Annotated in this window: 16 protein-coding genes; 9 read left to right on the top strand and 7 right to left on the bottom strand. The window is 33.1% G+C overall.

Going from position 1 to position 19,538, the window contains the following annotated elements; all coding sequences use genetic code 11:
* Positions 1 to 183: 183 nt before the first annotated feature.
* The 5 genes from gyrA (at position 184) to hmpA (ending at position 6,540) form a co-directional block, all read left to right on the top strand.
* Positions 184 to 2,826 (top strand): DNA gyrase subunit A, encoded by a 2,643-nt coding sequence (gene gyrA / locus BUB89_RS06725; protein ID WP_073243307.1) that lies wholly within the window; start codon positions 184 to 186, stop codon positions 2,824 to 2,826.
* Between the two features lie 41 nt (positions 2,827 to 2,867).
* Positions 2,868 to 4,142 carry a tetratricopeptide repeat protein gene (locus tag BUB89_RS06730; protein ID WP_073243801.1) on the top strand — a complete coding sequence of 425 codons (1,275 nt, stop codon included), beginning with the start codon at positions 2,868 to 2,870 and terminating at the stop codon, positions 4,140 to 4,142.
* 179 nt (positions 4,143 to 4,321) lie between these two features.
* Entirely contained in the window at positions 4,322 to 4,909 is a 588-nt protein-coding gene (locus tag BUB89_RS06735; protein WP_073243309.1) for a 5'-methylthioadenosine/S-adenosylhomocysteine nucleosidase family protein, read from the top strand.
* Positions 4,909 to 5,253: a hypothetical protein gene (locus tag BUB89_RS06740; RefSeq protein ID WP_073243311.1), complete on the top strand. Its 345-nt coding sequence runs from the start codon at positions 4,909 to 4,911 to the stop codon at positions 5,251 to 5,253. The genes BUB89_RS06735 and BUB89_RS06740 overlap by 1 nt, the downstream gene beginning before the upstream one ends.
* Positions 5,254 to 5,340: 87 nt before the next feature.
* The gene (gene hmpA / locus BUB89_RS06745; protein ID WP_073243803.1) at positions 5,341 to 6,540 is read left to right on the top strand and encodes an NO-inducible flavohemoprotein; all 1,200 of its coding nucleotides are present in this window, start codon (positions 5,341 to 5,343) and stop codon (positions 6,538 to 6,540) included.
* Positions 6,541 to 6,625: 85 nt separating this feature from the next.
* On the opposite strand, the gene BUB89_RS06750 is transcribed toward hmpA, so the two are convergent.
* The gene (locus BUB89_RS06750; RefSeq protein WP_141384342.1) at positions 6,626 to 6,898 is read right to left on the bottom strand and encodes a type II toxin-antitoxin system YafQ family toxin; all 273 of its coding nucleotides are present in this window, start codon (positions 6,896 to 6,898) and stop codon (positions 6,626 to 6,628) included.
* Between the two features lie 3 nt (positions 6,899 to 6,901).
* Positions 6,902 to 7,093 (bottom strand): hypothetical protein, encoded by a 192-nt coding sequence (locus BUB89_RS06755; protein WP_073243315.1) that lies wholly within the window; start codon positions 7,091 to 7,093, stop codon positions 6,902 to 6,904.
* Positions 7,094 to 7,285: 192 nt separating this feature from the next.
* Here BUB89_RS06755 and BUB89_RS06760 point away from each other — a divergent pair, with 192 nt between their 5' ends.
* On the top strand, positions 7,286 to 9,592 hold the full coding sequence (locus tag BUB89_RS06760; RefSeq protein WP_073243318.1) for a type IA DNA topoisomerase: 2,307 nt from the start codon (positions 7,286 to 7,288) through the stop codon (positions 9,590 to 9,592).
* 19 nt (positions 9,593 to 9,611) lie between these two features.
* On the opposite strand, the gene BUB89_RS06765 is transcribed toward BUB89_RS06760, so the two are convergent.
* The 3 genes from BUB89_RS06765 to BUB89_RS06775 all read right to left on the bottom strand — a co-directional run bounded on the left by BUB89_RS06765 (position 9,612) and on the right by BUB89_RS06775 (position 13,281).
* On the bottom strand, positions 9,612 to 10,979 hold the full coding sequence (locus BUB89_RS06765; RefSeq protein ID WP_073243321.1) for a glycosyltransferase family 4 protein: 1,368 nt from the start codon (positions 10,977 to 10,979) through the stop codon (positions 9,612 to 9,614).
* A 73-nt stretch (positions 10,980 to 11,052) separates the two neighbouring features.
* Positions 11,053 to 12,150 carry a glycosyltransferase family 4 protein gene (locus BUB89_RS06770; protein WP_073243323.1) on the bottom strand — a complete coding sequence of 366 codons (1,098 nt, stop codon included), beginning with the start codon at positions 12,148 to 12,150 and terminating at the stop codon, positions 11,053 to 11,055.
* Between the two features lie 282 nt (positions 12,151 to 12,432).
* Complete coding sequence (locus BUB89_RS06775) at positions 12,433 to 13,281, bottom strand: SDR family oxidoreductase (protein ID WP_073243325.1); 849 nt, start codon at positions 13,279 to 13,281, stop codon at positions 12,433 to 12,435.
* 679 nt (positions 13,282 to 13,960) lie between these two features.
* Between BUB89_RS06775 and BUB89_RS06780 the strand changes: the two genes are divergently transcribed.
* Positions 13,961 to 14,260: a SpoIIAA family protein gene (locus BUB89_RS06780; protein ID WP_234982550.1), complete on the top strand. Its 300-nt coding sequence runs from the start codon at positions 13,961 to 13,963 to the stop codon at positions 14,258 to 14,260.
* Between the two features lie 50 nt (positions 14,261 to 14,310).
* Positions 14,311 to 14,640: a hypothetical protein gene (locus BUB89_RS06785; RefSeq protein WP_073243327.1), complete on the top strand. Its 330-nt coding sequence runs from the start codon at positions 14,311 to 14,313 to the stop codon at positions 14,638 to 14,640.
* Between the two features lie 63 nt (positions 14,641 to 14,703).
* Here BUB89_RS06785 and BUB89_RS06790 read toward each other — a convergent pair whose 3' ends face one another.
* Complete coding sequence (locus tag BUB89_RS06790; protein WP_073243330.1) at positions 14,704 to 14,898, bottom strand: hypothetical protein; 195 nt, start codon at positions 14,896 to 14,898, stop codon at positions 14,704 to 14,706.
* A 364-nt stretch (positions 14,899 to 15,262) separates the two neighbouring features.
* Between BUB89_RS06790 and BUB89_RS06795 the strand changes: the two genes are divergently transcribed.
* Positions 15,263 to 17,473, top strand: coding sequence for a bifunctional alpha,alpha-trehalose-phosphate synthase (UDP-forming)/trehalose-phosphatase (locus tag BUB89_RS06795; protein ID WP_073243332.1), 2,211 nt, complete (start codon positions 15,263 to 15,265; stop codon positions 17,471 to 17,473).
* A gap of 86 nt (positions 17,474 to 17,559) precedes the next feature.
* Here the strand turns inward: BUB89_RS06795 and BUB89_RS06800 are convergent, their stop codons facing one another.
* Positions 17,560 to 19,374, bottom strand: a complete 1,815-nt coding sequence (locus BUB89_RS06800) for a glycoside hydrolase family 15 protein (RefSeq protein ID WP_073243334.1) — start codon at positions 19,372 to 19,374, stop codon at positions 17,560 to 17,562.
* Positions 19,375 to 19,538: the final 164 nt, after the last annotated feature.

The raw sequence follows: 19,538 nt of genomic DNA on the forward strand, positions 1-19,538 counted from the left end.
GTCAGCTAATAGACAAAAAAAATGGCAAAAAAGCTTCTGTTTAGCTATAATTTATTAAACAAAAGGTAATGTTAAGTTGTTAATAAATCGTTGAAATTAGTATATCTAAAAGCTTTTAAAAATTTCAAAAATCCGTATATTGGCACGTTTTGAAATGAATATAATTATTTAATATAACAACTTATGTCTGAAGGAGAAAAGTTAATTCCTATTAACATTGAAGATGAAATGAAATCAGCTTACATTGATTATTCAATGTCGGTAATTGTATCAAGAGCGCTTCCTGATGTTAGAGATGGCTTGAAACCAGTACATCGAAGAGTACTTTACGGAATGTATGATTTAGGAGTAACTTCAAGATCTGCCCACAAAAAATCTGCAAGAATTGTCGGAGAAGTTTTAGGAAAGTATCACCCGCATGGAGATACTTCCGTTTATGATGCCATGGTTCGTATGGCTCAGGAATGGAGTTTACGTTATTTATTAGTTGACGGTCAGGGTAACTTTGGTTCTGTAGATGGCGACAGCCCTGCAGCAATGCGTTATACGGAGGCCAGAATGCGTAAGATTTCGGAAGAAATAATGGCAGATATTGAAAAAGAAACAGTTGATTTCCAATTGAACTTTGATGATACTTTGTATGAGCCAAAAGTAATGCCTACCCGTGTTCCTACCTTATTAGTAAACGGTGCAACCGGTATTGCAGTAGGTATGGCTACTAATATGCCTCCTCATAACCTTACCGAAGTTATCAATGGTACACTTGCTTATTTAGATAATAACGATATTGAAATTGATGAATTAATGAATCATATTAAAGCCCCTGATTTTCCTACAGGTGGTGTAATATATGGTTACGAAGGCGTTCGCGAAGCTTTTAAAACAGGTAGAGGCCGTATTGTAATGCGTGCCAAAGTAAGTTTTGAAGAAGTAGATGGAAGAGAGTGCATTATTGCTACTGAAATCCCATATCAGGTGAATAAAGCCGATATGATTAAGCGTACTGCTGATTTAGTCAATGAGAAAAAAATAGACGGAATTGCAAATATTCGTGATGAGTCAGACAGAAACGGGATGCGTATCGTTTATATTCTGAAAAGAGATGCGACTCCTAATGTGGTTTTGAATACCTTATATAAGTTTACTCAACTGCAATCTTCTTTTAGTGTAAACAATATTGCTCTTGTTAAAGGACGCCCGCAAATGTTGAATCTAAAAGACATGATTCATTATTTTATTGAGCATCGTCATGACGTTGTGGTTCGCAGAACGCAGTTTGAATTGCGTAAAGCTGAAGAAAGAGCACATATTTTAGAAGGTTTAATTATTGCTTCGGATAATATTGATGAAGTAATTGCGTTGATTAGAGGTTCTAAAAACACGGAAGAAGCCCGTGAAAAATTAATCGAAAGATTTAAACTTTCTGACATTCAGGCACGTGCCATTGTTGAAATGCGTTTGCGTCAGTTAACTGGTCTGGAACAAGATAAGTTAAGAGCTGAATATGAGGAATTAATGAAATTAATCACACACTTAAAAGCATTATTAGCTGATGTGAATTTAAGAACGGAGTTAATTAAAGAAGAGTTAGCCGAAATACGTGATAAATATGGCGATGAGCGTCGTTCTACTATTGAGTATTCCGGTGGAGATGTAAGTATTGAAGATTTAATTGCCGATGAAAATGTGGTGATTACCATTTCGCATGCCGGTTATATTAAACGTACCAACTTAACCGAATACAAAACTCAGAACAGAGGAGGAGTAGGACAAAAAAGTGCCGGAACAAGAGATCAGGATTTCTTAGAGCATATGTTTGTGGCTACCAATCACCAATATATGATGTTCTTTACCCAAAAAGGAAAATGTTTCTGGATGCGTGTTTATGAAATTCCCGAAGGAAGCAAAACGGCTAAGGGGAGAGCCATTCAAAATCTTATCAATATAGAAAGTACTGATAAAGTAAAAGCCTTTATTTGTACTCAGGATTTAAAAGATCAGGATTACATTAAAACACATAATTTAGTGATGGTGACTAAGAAAGGACAGGTTAAGAAAACTTCTTTAGAGAAATATTCTAAACCAAGAGTAAATGGTGTTGCTGCAATTACTATTAAGGAAGGTGATGAGTTATTAGGAGCTGAATTGACAAATGGTGATAGCCAAATTATCCTGGCGGTTAAATCAGGGAAGTTAGTTCGTTTTGAAGAGACTAAAACCCGTCCGATGGGAAGAACAGCTTCCGGAGTACGTGGTATAACGCTAAAAGATGATACTGATGAAGTAATTAGTATGGTTACTGTTGATAAAGACAATATTAACGATACTCAAATTTTAGTGGTAACCGAAAAAGGTTACGGTAAACGTACTAAATTAGTAGATGACGATGGTGAAGATGTGTACAGAATCACTAATCGTGGTGGAAAAGGTGTGAAAACTCTAAATATTACTGAAAAAACAGGAAATTTAATTTCTATTAGTGCTGTAACCGATGCTGATGATTTAATGATTATTAATAAATCAGGATTAACTATCAGAATGGCTATTGAAGATTTAAGAGTAATGGGTCGTGCCACTCAGGGAGTTAAACTGATTAATCTGAAAGGAAACGATTCTATTGCAGCAGTTGCTAAAGTAATGAAAGACGATGTCGAGGAAGTAGTTCTTGACGAAGACGGAAATATCATAGAAAATGCTATAATAGAAAGAGTAAAACCGGTATTGGAAGTATTAGAAGATGATGGTGTTGTTGAAGATGAAGAGGAAGATGATGAAGACATTATTGACGATGACGAAGCTGACGATTCTGATGATGACGAAGCTTAAATTTTAACTCAAGTGAATTATTAAATATAAAAATGAATATTATGAATGGTAAATTTGTAATGCTGGCATCAGCTTTATTGCTGTCTGTAGCTACTTTTGCTCAGAAAAAAGAATTAAGAGCTGCCGAAAAAGCAGCAAAAGGGGACGATATGACAGAAGTGCTCCGAATTTTGAAAGAAGCAGAACCTGTGATGGCTAATGCTTCTGATGAAGAAAAAGCACAATATTTCTTTTTAAAAGGAAATGCATATATGGCTTTAGTAGAGAAAAAAGTCGATACTGATGCTAACATGGCTCAGGCTGCTAATACTTATAAAGAATTAATAGCTGCCGAAAAAGCTTCAGGTAAACAAAAGTATTCTACTCAGGCAGCAACATCTATCACAAGAATCAAAGGAATGTTGATTAATAGCGGTGTTGCAGCTACTAAAGAGAATAATAATACCGAAGCTGCTAAAAAATTATATGAAGCTTATCTTTTAGATAAAAAAGACACCATTAACCTTTATTATGCAGCTTCAACTTATGTAAGTGCTAAAGACTATGATAAAGCAATGGAATTGTATAACGAACTTAAAAAGTTAAACTATTCCGGTAAAGCAACTGAATACCTGGCAACAAGTAAAATAAATGGTGAAGAAAATGGATTTGCTACTGCTGCTGATAGAGATAAAGCAGTGAAATTAGGAACTCACGAAAATCCAAAAACTGAAGAAATCCCTTCTAAAAGAGGAGAGATTTATAAAAACATGGCATTAATTTTAGTTGAAAAAGGGCAAATTGCCGAAGCTAAAAAAGCTGTTTCTGAAGCCAGAGCAGCTAATCCTGATGATACTTCGCTAATGTTAACAGAAGCTAATTTATATTTACAAACTAAAGATTTTGATAAATACAAACAAATAATTACTGAAGTATTAGCTAAAAATCCTAATGATGCTGCATTAGTATATAATTTAGGGGTTATTTCTGCTAACGCAAATAACAATGCCGATGCTGAAAAATATTATAAAAGAGCTGTTGAAATTAAGCCGGATTATACTAATGCTTACATCAACTTAGCTGTTTTAAAATTGCAAAATGAAAAACCTCTTATCGAAGAAATGAATAAGTTAGGAACTTCTGATAAAGATATGAAGCGTTATGATGTTTTGAAAAAGAAAAGAGAAGACTTGTTTAAAAGTACTTTACCATACTTGAAAAAAGCATATGAATTAGATCCGCAAAACGAAGATATTGTAAAAACACTTTCTGGAGTTTACGGAGCATTAGAAATGACAGCTGAAAAGAATGCATTGAAAGCTAATATGAAAAAATAGACTTTCAGTTTTTTTAAATAATGGCCATCTTTGATAATTCAGAGATGGCTTTTTTATTTATAAAGGGAAGCAAAGACACCACTAATTTCAAAGCTCCCATTATAATTTGTAATTTTGTTTTTTTTAATTTTCGAAACTAATTTTCGAAATAAGTTTCATCAAAAACATTCGCTAATAAAATGATAATACACAATCAGGAATATAAATACTCGTTAGAAAATGTACTTTTTGTATTTGCTTTAGAAATGGAAGCAGCTGAAGTTTTTAAAAATCAGCATACATTGTTTACCGGAATAGGAAAAGTTCATGCCACTTATGAATTAACGAAAGCCATTTATCATAAAAAGCCTGATTTAATTATCAATTTGGGCTCTGCCGGCAGTGGTACTTTTTCTAAAGGTGATGTAGTTTGTTGTACCCAATTTGTGCAACGTGATATGGACGTGAGAGGTTTAGGGTATGCACTTTATGAAACCCCTTTTTCCGGAGTGTCATTGATTTTGCAATATGGTTTGCAAATTGAAAATCTTCCGCAGGGAATATGTGGTACAGGAGATAACTTCGAAATGAGCCATAACGAAACGAAATATAATGTTGTTGATATGGAAGCCTATGCTTTAGCTACTATTGCCATGAAGGAAAATATTCCGTTTGTATGCCTTAAATATATTTCTGACGGTGCTGATGATAATGCCGCTGATGACTGGACAGAATCGGTTCACAAGGCAGCTATTGCTTTTGGTAACATTTTTCAAATTAATGATTAGTGAAAATACAAGTTTTAAAAACAATTGAAAGTATCATTGAAACTCCATTTGTCGAAGATGAATTTGAGTCGGGTTCAGTTTGTTTTGCCAATGATGAAGACCTAAGAGCCAATTTTAAGCTTCAGTTTACTATTTATGATGTAGTGAATTATGTCTATGGCGTTTGCCAATTGCATTTGGAAAAAAATGAAAAATTAGAAATTTCACTTTTGAAAATTCCGTATCCTGTTAATGCGGATCTTTTTTGGAAATACAGTAATAGTGGAAAGAAAATACGTCAACAACAAGCTTTTAATGAAATCGAATTAACGGATGTGACTTTTTTAAATTGGATAGTTGTTTAGCACTAATTTTTTTATGGCTTTATGATGCAAATCATAAAAGTGAAGTACTGTTCTGGATTAGTTTTGAAAAAAATTAAAATCTCAATTATGAACAGTGAACAAAAACAATTAATTAAAGCTACTATTCCAATTCTGCAATCTTCAGGCGAAGTTCTTACTGCTTATTTTTATAAAAGAATGTTTGAACATAATCCCGAATTAAAATCGGTTTTTAATATGGGAAATCAGGCTAATGGTAAGCAAAAGCACGCACTTGCAGCAGCCGTTTTGGCTTATGCTGAAAACATTGATAATCCTTCGGTACTGATAAATGTTTTAAAAGGAATTGGAAATAAACACGTAAGTTTAAATATTAAAGCAGAAGATTATGCCATTGTAGGAGGTCATTTAATTGCTTCAATACAAGAAGTTTTAGGAGATGTAGCCACAGCAGAATTGTTAGAAGCATGGACGGCTGCTTACAATGAATTGGCAGCAATTATGATTGGTATTGAGGCTGAATTCTATCGTAATAATGAAACTAAAAAGGGTGGATGGAAAGGCTGGAGAAATTTCACCATCAAAGAAATTATTAACGAATCGGAAGAAATCAAATCATTTTATTTGTATCCAACGGATGGAAAAGAAATTGCAATGTACACCGCCGGACAATATTTAAGTGTACAGGTTTTTGTAGAAGAACTAGGATTATTACAACCAAGACAATACAGTCTTTCTAGTGCATTTCATCCAAATTATTATAGAATTTCGGTTAAAAAGGAAACTGCTTTGGAAAGTCAGCCCGAGGGTATGGTTTCAAATACATTACATCAGTTACATATTGGAGATACTATAAATGTATCGGCACCGGCAGGAAATTTTTATTTACAGGATGACAAAGCACCAATTGTTCTGATAAGTGGCGGAGTGGGAGTGACTCCGTTGTTGAGTATGTTAGAAACCAATAAAAAGAAAGCGAAAAACAAAACGGTTTGGATTCACGGATGCCGAAATAACGCTGTTCACGCTTTTAAAGATAGTGTAGCAACAATCGAAGAAGAATCAGACTGGTTAGAAACTTATATTTTTAATGAAGATCTGAATGAAAATGAGAGTAACAGAATTATCAAAGGAAGAGTAGATTTAAAAAAATGCAAAGACGCTATTTTACTGGAAAATGCCCGTTATTATTTATGTGGTCCGGCTCCTTTTATCAAAGCGCATTATGAATCATTAATTGCTTTTGATATTGACAAATCGAATATTTTCTATGAAGAATTTGGACCTCAGTCTGTTTCTTTAAATTAGATTTTTAGTTATTAGTAAGAGTAGTAAAAATTAACCCTTTCAGTTTTAGAGATTTGAAAGGGTTTAATATTTTTTAATAAAATGACTAAAATAAGTCGCTGTGAGTTCCTGTATTGATAAATAAAAGAGTAAGTTCATTGTCGTTTTGTAACCAAACTAAAAGCCAGTCACCCTTAATGTGGCATTCCCAGCAATTGTTATAATTTCCGGATAATTTATGTGGTTTGTATTTTTGAGGTAGTGTTCCTGTTTTTTCTAAAATAGAAATTACAGTTTCTAGTTTAGACATGTCATAACCTCTTTTTTTACAAAGCTTTAATTCTTTTTCAAATTGCTTAGTAGCTGAAATGGTATACATCAATTAACCTAAAACCTTATTGAAAAGGTCACTTGTACTTTTATAAGTAGTAACACGTCCTTTTTTTACATCTTCTAAAGATAAATCAATTGCCGTTTTTTCAATTTTTTTAAAAACGCCCAACGATAGTATATACGCAATAGTTTTTTTTGCGATAATGTTACGAGCATCATAAGATAATGTTATTGTGGCCATAAGATAAATTTTTAATATTACAAAGATATAAAATATTCCAAATTAAAAATCCTGACAAAGCAAAATTAGTATGAGTTTCGGCTATTGTTTAGGCTTTGTTGTAAAAACAGTTTGTAGTTCATAACTCCTGATGATTTCTCTTTATTTCCAATTTGGAAATTCTTAATTTGCGACCTTAAATTAGCAGGAAAAATGAAGGTCTGTATTGCCGAAAAACCAAGTGTAGCACGCGAAATTGCATCCGTTTTGGGAGCGAATACCAAGCATGATGGCTATTATGAAGGTAATGGCTATGCGGTAACCTACACTTTTGGACATTTATGCACCTTAAAAGAACCCAATGATTACAGACCTTATTGGAAAAGTTGGGATCTGAATAATCTACCGATGCTTCCCGATAAATTTGAAACTAAAGTAGTGGAAAATGCCGGGATTCAAAAGCAATTTAAAATTGTAAAAAGTTTATTTGACAAAGCCGAATTAGTCATCAACTGTGGCGATGCCGGTCAGGAAGGAGAACTCATTCAGCGATGGGTAATGAATGAGGCTAATTATAAAGGCGAGGTCAAGCGTTTGTGGATTTCTTCATTAACTACAGAAGCGATAAAAGAAGGTTTTGAAAACCTCAAACCGTCTGCCAATTATGATAATTTATATTATGCAGGATTTTCCAGAGCAATAGGAGACTGGTTGCTGGGTATGAATGCCACCCGTTTGTACACCGTAAAACATGGCGGGTACAAACAGGTATTGTCTATTGGTCGGGTGCAAACGCCAACATTAGCAATGGTTGTGGATCGTTTTGCAGCAATTGAAAATTTTAAACCACAGCCTTATTGGGAATTACAAACTTTATATCGGGAAATTCTTTTTAGCTATGAAGAAGGACGTTTTCTAAAAAAAGAAGACGGGCAACTCCTCGCAGATAAAGTCAAAGAAAGTGATTTCGAAATTGTTTCTGTCGAAAAAAAGAATGGAAACGAATATGCTCCGAAACTTTTTGATTTAACTGGTTTACAAGTGTATTGCAATACTAAATTTGGATTTTCGGCTGATGAAACTCTGAAAATAGTACAGACTTTATACGAACAAAAAGTGGTTACTTATCCCAGAGTGGATACGACATTTTTACCAACAGATATTTATCCTAAAGTACCCGGAATTTTGCAAAATCTGACTAATTATGCTTCATTAACCGAGGTTCTTTTAGGGAAGAAAATTAAAAAATCACCAAAAGTTTTTAATGATAAAAAAGTTACGGATCACCATGCTATAATCCCAACAGGGATACAAATCAATCTGCAATACAATCAACAGCAGGTGTATGATATTATTGTAAAGCGTTTTATTGCTGTTTTTTATGATGATTGTCTGGTTGCAAATACAACCGTAATTGGCAAAGCAGCCGATGTTACTTTTAAAACCACAGGAAAAGAAATTCTGAAAAAAGGTTTTCGGGTTGTTTTTGAAGATCCAAACGCAAAGGAAAAAGAAGCAGATTTGTTACCTGCTTTTGTTGTGGGAGAAAAAGGACCGCACGAACCTTCTTTTTTAGAAAAAGAAACGAAAGCTCCTAATCAGTTTACCGAGGCTTCCTTGTTAAGAGCAATGGAAACGGCAGGAAAACAGGTTGATGATGAAGATTTACGTGAATTAATGAAAGAGAACGGTATCGGAAGACCTTCTACAAGAGCTAATATTATTGAAACTTTGTTCAGGCGCCAATACATCATTCGAAACAAAAAACAAGTTTTACCTACGCCAACAGGGATTCAGCTTATTGATATCATACAAAATGAATTAATAAAATCGGCGGAATTGACGGGTTCTTGGGAAAAACAGTTGAAAGATATTGAGAAAGGAACTTTTACTGCAGCTGCATTTATCAATAACATGAAACGTATGGTCGATGCTTTGGTGTATGAAGTACGCAGCGAAACCACTCGTGCTAATATTTCGCATGCCGGAAGTATTCAAAAAGAAGAAGCCGCTGTTGAGAAAAAAAAGGCGGCCGGAATAGAATCCGAATCCTGTCCTAAGTGTAAAAAAGGAAATCTTATAAAAGGAAAATCGGCTTATGGATGCTCCGGATATAAGGCGGGTTGTGATTTTGTTTTACCCTTTATTTTTGCAGAGAAAAAAATATCAGAAAATCAATATTTACGATTGCTTCAAAAAGGTTCTACGGTAAATTTAAAAGATTTCAAAACAGATGAAGGTACAACTGTAGAAGGACTGCTTCGCTTTGATGATGCTTTTAAACTTAAATTAGAACCAAAGAAAACAGTTTCTAAGACAACATCAGAAACAAAATCGGATGAATTGGCATGTCCAAAATGTCAGGAAGGAACCATTATAAAAGGCAATTCAGCATATGGTTGCAGTCATTATAAATCAGGTTGCGATTTTAAAGTTCCTTTTGAAACCGTCAGAGAAAAATTAAAAGATCAAAAACCAACGCGAGAATTAGTGTATACTATTCTCAACGAAGGTTTTTAATGCTATGAAAAGGTTGTTTTTAGGCAACTTCTTTTCTGTCTTTTTTATTTTGCTTTGAGGTAACAGCATTTTGAAATATTAATTCAGGCATTTTGTACTCTCTTTTTTTAACCGACGAATTTTTAATCGAAAGTTTTATTTTACGGACGGAATTTTTTAGAAAAAGAATAAAACGGATGATCATGTTTTTTTTCATTCTTCTAATTTCTCTTTGAAGCTGTGTATTCTCTGCCTTTGCAAGTTGTAATTGATTTATGAAGTAAGCATTTTGATTTTGACTGGCAGTAACATCTTCAAAGTTAGTGTACAAATAATTCAACCTGTCTTTGATTAACAAGCCTATAGAGTGATAGGATAATCTGTCTTTTACATAATTACTGGCATTGGCAGCTTTTAAACTTCTTAAAGGAGCATTTTCATAGACTTCAGTAAATTTATCCACAGCACTCGACAGGATAGGATTAGCCCATAGTGTTTTAGCACAAAAGTTTTTGTCCGGATTTTTAATAAGTCCCGGTTTGTAATCAACCAGATAACTGTTATCATTATTCATAAATTCAGTATTTCCGGAATAATTAGTGGCTATGGTAGGTTTTCCTAAAAACATAGCTTCAGCAAGCGTTAGTCCAAAACCCTCTGAATGATGCAGTGAAACATAAGCATCACAATTATTTATTAACTGATTGACACTGTTTTTATCGAGTTCAATATCAAATATTTGTATGTTTTTTGTATCCGAAGTACATTGATACAATTGTTGTCTGGATTTTTTATAATGTTCAGCACCTACCGTTTTAATTACTAATTCTACGTTGTCATTATTTCCAAAAGCGGTTTTGAATGCTTCAATCAGGAAAAAAGGATTTTTACGTTCTATTGAACTATGATAGTTGAATATAAACAGAAAACTAAATTTTTTTTCGTCAAAAAAAGCAATCGTATTTTGTTTATCATTCGCTTCAAGAGCTACTTCAACAGGATGTGGAACTACAACTATGGGATTGTTATATGTTTTTTGGAATATAGATTTGCAATAGTCAGAAGTAGTCCAGATTTCATTAAAAAGATTCAGGTTTTCCAATAATTCAGGAGCAATATATTCTGATTCCCAAACTAAAAACAGAATGGTATACCTTCCTTTAAACAAATCCGGATTGATAATCCCAAAGAATGATTTAAGATCCTGTAGTGAAATTTGAACTAAATTTACCGGATAGTCAAATGAGTATTGGTATTTAGGATTGGCTTTAACCTTATCATAATCAATCAAAGTGAGCGGAATGCCGTGCTTTTTAGCTGCTTTAATGTTTAAACGCACTGCTTCCCCCAAGCCAAAACTGCCCTCTGTATATCCGATAATATTTATTCCTTCTTTGTATTTCTGCATTTTTATAGTGTTGAATTTTTTCTTGCAGGCATATTAAATCATTAAGCAACAACCTTCAGGATGATTATTTTCATTATTGTAAAATGCTTTTATATACGTTCATATACTCTTTAGCAGCATTTTCCCAGGTAAATTGTTTTGCACGATTTTTATATGCCGATAAATAGGTTTCTTTATTGTTATGAAATTTAATCATGCCTTCATTAAATACTTTTGCCATGTATTCAGGATCAAAATTTTCCCAGTAAAAAGCATCTTTACCACCTATTTCAGGTAAAGAGGTCTTGTTAGATAAGAATACCGGTTTACCAAAAGTCATCGCTTCCAGAACCGGTAAACCAAAACCTTCTCTCAAAGAAGGAAATGCAAAAGCAAGGCAGTTTTTATAATAAAATATTTTGTCTGATTCTGAAATAGGGCCTAGTAAAAAGACTCTGTTTTCTAATTTATAGGTTTGTATTTTTTGTTTTAATATTTCAGCATATTCATCTTTCATTTCTCCAGCAATAACTAAATTGATATCATTTAAAAACCGAAGCATTTCAATCAACGTGTGGAAATTCTTTTTTTCTACAACCTGACCAATTGAAAAAATAAAGGGTTTGTCAGGTACATAACCGGAACAATAAATTTCTGAATATTTAGAATATTTATAATTTAAATTATTGCCATTGTAGATCACAAATTCAGGGATATCAGGCATTTTGAAATGATTATGAGTATTGATTTTAGCAAATTCAGAGACATACACAATGGCATCGCTTCTTTCAATTTTACTTTTCAACTGATTGATTCTTAATTCAAGATCTTTTCCTTTTCTTTCTTCTAAAAAGTTGACATCATGAATAGTTAAAAGGTAAGGAGTAGAAGTACGGGCAGGTTCAATTTTGGTATTTTGATTTACCGAATGCCACAAATTGAAGTTTTTCTTTATTCTGAAAAACGGATACCGTGTTAGTGGGAGATATTTATTGTATGAAATACATTCTCCTAATTCTCTTTTTACTTTATCGTTATTGCAGTTCAAAATAAGCTGATGTTCATTTAAAAATTCCGTTTCCTTGCTTAAGGCTTTTGCCAGATTGAAATTGAATTGTCCAAATCCGCTGTATAAATTTCTAATATTATGAGTTTCAAGAAAGATCTTTTTTGTTGGGGCTGAATATTGCATAAATAATTTCGATTTTCAAGATTGATAAATACCTTACTCATTGTACAAATAAAATTCCTGTAAAAATTATAATGAAATAATACAAGGATATTGTAAAGATGTAAGAAAAGTAAATTGGTTGCGTGAGAATAAAATTTCTCTTTAATTTTTTTTTCACTTCCTATTAATTATAAGTATAAAAACGATTATTTTTTCATGTAAATAATTAATAATAAATGGTTTAAATAAAATAGCTACAGAATAGTTTTCTATAAAAGATTATTCTGTAGCTACATGATTTTTTTAGCTTGATGCTGGTTCGCCGCCATTGACATGAATAAATTGTCCGGTAACATAACTACTGTCTTCGCAAGCTAAATAAACATAAGCAGGGGCAACTTCAGAGGGCTGACCCACTCTCTTCATCGGGGTATCTTTACCAAAAGTAGTCACGTCTTTAAAACTGGCAGGGATTAAGGGAGTCCATATTGGGCCTGGAGCTACACCATTTACCCTAATATTTTTCTTTACTAAATTACTCGCCAGAGATCTTGTAAAACTTACAATTGCTCCTTTAGTACTGGCGTAATCCAGCAGATGCTCACTGCCGCGATAAGCCGTTATAGAACTTGTATTAATGATACAATCGCCATCATTCATGTGCGGAATCGCATTTTTAGTAATATAAAAATAAGGGTAAATGTTTGTTTCAAATGTCAGATGCAATTGCTCATTTGAAATATCTTCTAACTTGTTTTCAAGCATTTGGGTAGCAGCATTATTAACCAGAATATTTAATTTTCCATATTCTGCTACTACTTTTTCAACGGCACTTTTACAAAAATCCGAATCTTTCAAATCTCCCGGTATAAGTAAGCACTCGCTTTGTTCTGCTTCAACTAAATCTTTTGTGGTTTGAGCATCTTCATTTTCTTCCAGATAAATGATGGCGATTTTCGCGCCTTCTCTGGCAAAATGCACGGCCACACTTCGACCAATACCGCTATCACCACCGGTAATTAAAGCTACTTTTCCGGAAAGTTTATCAGAACCTTTATAATTTTCACGAATTATTTCCGGTTCAGGAATCATTTTTGACTGTTCGCCGGGTAAAGTTTGTTTTTGTAATGGTAGGCTTATATTCTTATCCATGTTTGTTACTTTTAAAATTCAACTTTATTTAACCATTTTTAAATAGCATCTAAAATTAAATTTTACGACAACCGGCTTTTTACATAATTACAGCTAAATATTATATAGTTTCATTTAGAAATTAGTTTAGAATTAGTTATTTGGGGTTTAATTTTCAAACGGTTTTTTAGAATAATAAAAAATAGTAAATGAGGAGAAGATTTTATGGAAGGGAAGAGGATTGAAAAAAAGTACCGATGCTTGTGCTATTGCTGTGTGACTGATTTCCTTTTTTAAGAAAACGTAGGATTGTTGTATGCACGAACGGGTGGAAAGCACATACTCCATTACAGTTACTGCAGCAACCTGACTACCCGTGATCTTCGTTGCAACAGGCATCGGTACAATTTTTATGCTTCACTTAAAGCATTTATTTAAAACTTAGAATAAAATTATCGATTCTACAGCAGGCTGGTTTATATAATTTTAGAAAAGAATTACAGTATTTCAAGATGGTTTTTATAGATTTTTTTTAAATGGAAATATTAATAATAAATCAAATAATCTTATAAGTTTTTTGTTTCCCATTCCGCTAATTTAGAAAAATGAATTTTTAAAAAAAGAAGAATCATGATTAGTGCAATAAGTGATATTCCACATCATGTTGTTGCTTTTAAAGCTTCGGGAGAAATAACCCTGGATGAGTAATCAAAATACTATTGTTCCTGCAATTAAAAAATTAGCGGCACAAACTAATGAAATTAATTTCATACTTTATCTGGATATTTATAGTGGTAATTTTACTACAAAAGCCTGGTGTAAGGATGCACTTTTAAATTTAAAAAGCCTTGGCAGATGGAATCGATCAGCCATAATCACTGATTCATCAAATATAACATCATTTACAAAAGCATTTAGCTATCTCGTGCCTGGTGAATTTAAAGGTTTCACAATAGAAAATTATGAGGAAGCTGTACTTTGGGTTAGCAGTACATCATAAATAACTGTTTTTAGACTAGCCTATTTTATTAATTTTTAATTCTAAACATTATGAAAACTGAAGAAGATAAAAATGACACCACAAAAAAAAGTTTTTCTGAAAAGCCTTATTCTAAAATTGATCCGGTAACCAATCATGATGCCGGTTTAACAAAAGATAACGAAGAACTGTATGGAACTCCGCAAAATGAAACACCATTAAAAGATATTAAACCGGACAAGAAACCCTATGAGGACTCCGTAAAAAATTCAGAAGAAAAGACTAATGATGAATTTACGGAGGAAGAAGATATTGTAAGAAACGATTCTGCTGCTGTAGAAAACAATGATCCCGATTGTTTTGACAAACAATATGGAAAAGATTCTATACCTAAGCCGTAAAATTGATTGTGAGTTTTGATTTTGCTCATAAAAAAACGTCCTGAAATTAGGACGTTTTTTTATTTATTTTTTCTCCTCGTTATTCATTTTGTCATCAAAATCAGGCTCTTCACCTTTGAATTTTTGAGTATCTACATCATAATTTTCATCATTGGTTAAAACTTCCTGATGATCTCTGTATTGATGTTTTCGCGTGTCGCTTCTGTTATCTGAACCTTTATTATTGTTGTTTTTTGGATTAAGCTTATTAGTACTCATAATTTTTATTTTTTAGGTTTATCTAAAATTACACAAGCTATGGAGTTTTATTTTATACAATTATTATTAAATATTGCACAATTTTAATTTATGATTTACTTGATTTCTGTAAAAACTCAAATGATGTGTATTTAGTGAATAATTAGCCGAAAAAATTACGAAATGAGATATTAATCGAAATAAATGCCTTTAAATGTGGATTTTTTTTGTATATTATGCAACCAAAATTTATTTCAATGACTTTGTGGAGATTCTGTAAACTATAAAAATAATACTATAATTTTTTTAAATACAGGCGTATTATTTTTATGCTATTCAAAAAAAGTCATTTTGGAAGAAGTGAAAAAACAATAATAAATATAAAATGGAAAAAACAATTATCGTTTCAAATAGGTTACCAGTAGATCTTAAATATAATGAAGGAAAATTAATAGTAAAGTCAAGTACCGGCGGATTGGCTACCGGAATGAAATCAGTTCATTCTGAGGGTAATGGTATTTGGATTGGGTGGTCAGGACTTACTGAAGAAGTGATTAGCCCAGAGCAAAAAACAGAAGTTAATGAAGCATTAGCTAAGGAAAAATGCGTTTCGGTACCACTTAATCAATATGATATTGACAATTATTATTATGGGTTTAGTAATGCTGCTTTGTGGCCTTTATTTCATTATTTTCAGGCTTATACCGAATTTGAACTCGTTCATTGGCAATCTTATGTAGAAGTTAATCAAAAATTTGCTGATGTTGTTTTGGAACATCTTAATGAAGGTGATACGGTGTGGATACATGATTACCAATTATTATTGTTGCCTGAACTGCTTAGAAAGAAAAGAAAGAATATCACCATTGGGTTCTTCCTGCATATTCCGTATCCATCTTATGAAATTTTCAGAACCTGTCCCTGGCGTGATGAGTTATTACAAGGGATGCTGGGTGCTGATTTGATAGGTTTTCATACCTATGATTATGTGCGACATTTTATCAGTTCAGTAGAGCGTTTGAAAGATATAGAGATAAATTTTAACGAAATATCATACGGAAACCGAATTATAAAAGTAGATTCATTTCCGATGGGAATTGATTATAACAAGTATCATAATGCCGCTCTGGAACATCATAAATATCCCGAAAGTTCGAAGTCGGAGTTGATGAAAAACATTGATTTTCATAATAAATCGAATGAAGAAAGTAAATTAATCCTGAGTATTGATCGAATGGATTATACTAAAGGAATTCCTAACCGAATAAAATCGTTCGAATATTTTCTTAATAAATATCCCGAATATAAGGGTAAAGTACGGCTTGTCATGCTGGCTGTTCCTTCGAGAGAAAATGTATTGCAATACCAACTCTTAAAAAAAGAAACAGATGAGCTCGTAGGAAGAATTAATGGAGACCTTTCCACTATCAGCTGGACACCAATTTGGTATTTTTACAGAGCATTACCTTTTGATGAGTTAATAGATTTGTATGTTTCTTCGGATGTAGCAATGGTTACTCCTGTAAGAGACGGAATGAATTTAGTAGCAAAAGAATATATAGCGACCCGAACTAAAGAAAATGGCGTTCTTATATTGAGCGAAATGGCTGGTGCTGCTAAGGAAATGCACGAAGCTTTAATCGTAAATCCGAATAACTTTGATCAGACTGCCGATTGTATCAAAGAAGCTTTAGAAATGTCTGCTGAGGAACAAAAAACAAGATTAGAAGCCCTGCAAAAAAGAATTTCCCGTTATGATGTAGAACGATGGGCTAAAGAATTTTTAAAAGGATTAAAAGTTGCTAAAAATACGGTTCCTGTACAAATTGCCCAAAAACTTGTTCCGGCTAAAATAGAGGAAATTGCTTCAGATTATAAAAAAGCTTCCCGAAAACTATTTTTACTCGATTATGACGGAACTTTAGTAGGATTTAAAAACAATCCTGCTGAAGCTATCCCCGGTCAGGAAGTATATGACTTACTGGATCAGATAAATGCTGATGAAAATACAGAAATAGCTATAATCAGCGGAAGAGATCGCAAAACACTTGAAGGCTGGTTTGGTAACAAAGACTATACCTTAGTTACTGATCATGGTGCCTGGATGAGAAAAAAAGGGGAAGACTGGGCTCCTTTAGATCATCTAAAATCCAACTGGAAAGAGAATATACGTCCGGTAATGGAAGCTTTTACCGATAGTACTCCTGGGGCTTTAATTGAAGAAAAAGAATATTCATTGGCCTGGCATTATAGAAAAGCCGATGCAAAAATGGCCGCATTAAGAACCATGGAATTAAAACACGTATTAAAAACGTTTCTGTCTAATCATACTCTTACTGTTCTGGAAGGAAATAAAGTACTGGAAGTAAAAAACAGTAATGTGAATAAAGGCCGTGCAGCTTCTGCTATAATTTTAAATAGTGATTATGATTTTATTTTTGCCATAGGAGATGACTGGACTGATGAATTTATGTTTGAAGAACTTCCTAATGATGCTCATACAGTAAAAGTAGGAAATGTAAAAACAATCGCTAATTATTACATAGAGGATAATACTGAAGTTCATGAACTTTTACATCAAATAACAACTATTTAGTGTTTGATATTTAGTTGTTTGTGATTAAAAAAGAGTCCTAATTTTACTAATTACGACTCTTTTTTTCTGAATTAAATTTTAATTTTTTAATGGTTTCCGGGTTTTTTCATAGCTCCAAGAACCTCTTCTTCTTCGGTAATATTAGAGAGATTAATAGCAGTTTCTATAAGTGCCAGATGCGAATATGCCTGAGGAAAATTACCTAACAATCGTTTGGTTTTAAAATCAATGTCTTCACTAAACAAGCCTAAATGGTTGCTGTAAGAAAGCAGTTGTGTAAAAAGATTTTCTGCTTTTTTAGTCTCTCCAATTTTGTACAGACTATTGATAAACCAGAACGTACAAATAGTAAAAGAAGAGGAGGGAAGTCCAAAATCATCTTTGTTTTTATAGCGATATAAAAGACCATCATTGCTTAAATCGCGTTCAATAGCTTTAACAGTAGCAACATACTTTGGATCTTTAGCTTCTATAAAGCCATAGTTTTCCATTAAAAGTACGGATGTGTCTAAATCATAGGAACCGTAAGATTGTGTAAAGGCCTGTACCGAATCGTTCCAGGCATATTCCATAATGTCATTTTTTATAGCTTCTGCTAGTGGCTCCCATTTTGTTACACTTGTTTTCTTACCTAAAATCTTTGCTACCTTGATTGCTTTGTCAACGGCGGTCCAGCATAAAATTTTAGAAAATGTAAAATGCCTTTCTTCTGTTCTGAATTCCCAGATTCCTTTATCAGGTTCCTGCCAGTGTTTTGCAACTACCCATACAATTCCCTGGGTTATATTCCATAATTCTTCGCCATTTTCGGTGTCATTATTAAAGGTTATGAGTTGTTGATGGATAACGTCCATCAAAATCCCATAAATATCATTTTGTCGTTGAGAATAGGCTGCATTTCCTATTCTTACGGGTTTGCTGCCCATATAGCCGCTCAGGTGATCTAAGGTTTCTTCAGTAAGTATTTTTTCTTTGTTGATTCCGTACATGATTTGCAATTTCTCATCCTTATCCGGAATTAAATCAATAATGAATTGGAGGTAGTTTTTAGCCATTTTTTTATGACCTAGTTCAGAAACTACTTTTACTACCATAGAAGCATCTCTAATCCAGCAAAAACGATAATCCCAGTTTCGGACTTCGCCTAATGTTTCCGGCAGGGAAGTGGTAGCAGCAGCGAGAACTGCACCTGTTTTTTCATAACTCAGCAGTTTGAGCGTTATGGCGCTTCTTATAATTTGCTTATTAAACTTTTTGTATTCGGTAGTTTTATCAGCCCATCCTAACCAATATGTTTTAGTTCTTTCAAATTCTAAATTTATTTTAGTTAGAGTAGGTGTGAATATTTTTTCATTATAGGCCAGTAAAATATAACCGTCTTCTTCCAGTGTGATTTCGTAGCTTTCTTTTATAGCTGTTAAGTCAAAGCTGCTATACATAAATAAGGAGTCAAATTTTGTAGAGCTACTCACACTGATAATATGATCTTCTTTTACATAACTAACAGTCTGGCCTGAGGCATATTCTAATTTAGGGTCATAAATGACTTTAAATACCGGAGAACCACTTATTTTTTTGAAATAGCGAATGATTTCAGGAGGTATCACATATCCTCCTTTATCTTTTCGGTATCGGGGCATAAAATCATTGATTTCAAAGGCATCTGTACCATTATCGAAAGTAGTTACAAGAATACTGGTGTTTTCAAGATATTTTTGGGTAATTATATAATCATCACTACAATGAATTTCAAAACTTCCGCCAATTTCAGCATCTAAAATTTTTCCAAATACAGAGGAAGAATCAAACTCAGGCAAGCAACACCACTCGATAGCTCCTGTATCCGAAACTAATGCAGCGCTTCTGCAATTACCTATTATTCCATAATTTAAATTTGTCATAAAGTAGTTTTTATATGTTATAAAGGGTTAATCACCTAAAATTAATAAAACCGTATTAGTTAACCAAGCTACTTCTTCCTAAATAAATACTAATTGTTTTTATTAACCGTTATTTTGAGGAAAATAAAGGCATAAAAAAAACGCTCCAATTTCTTGAAGCGTTT

It is taken from the genome of Flavobacterium flevense (assembly GCF_900142775.1).
GTDB lineage: Bacteria > Bacteroidota > Bacteroidia > Flavobacteriales > Flavobacteriaceae > Flavobacterium > Flavobacterium flevense.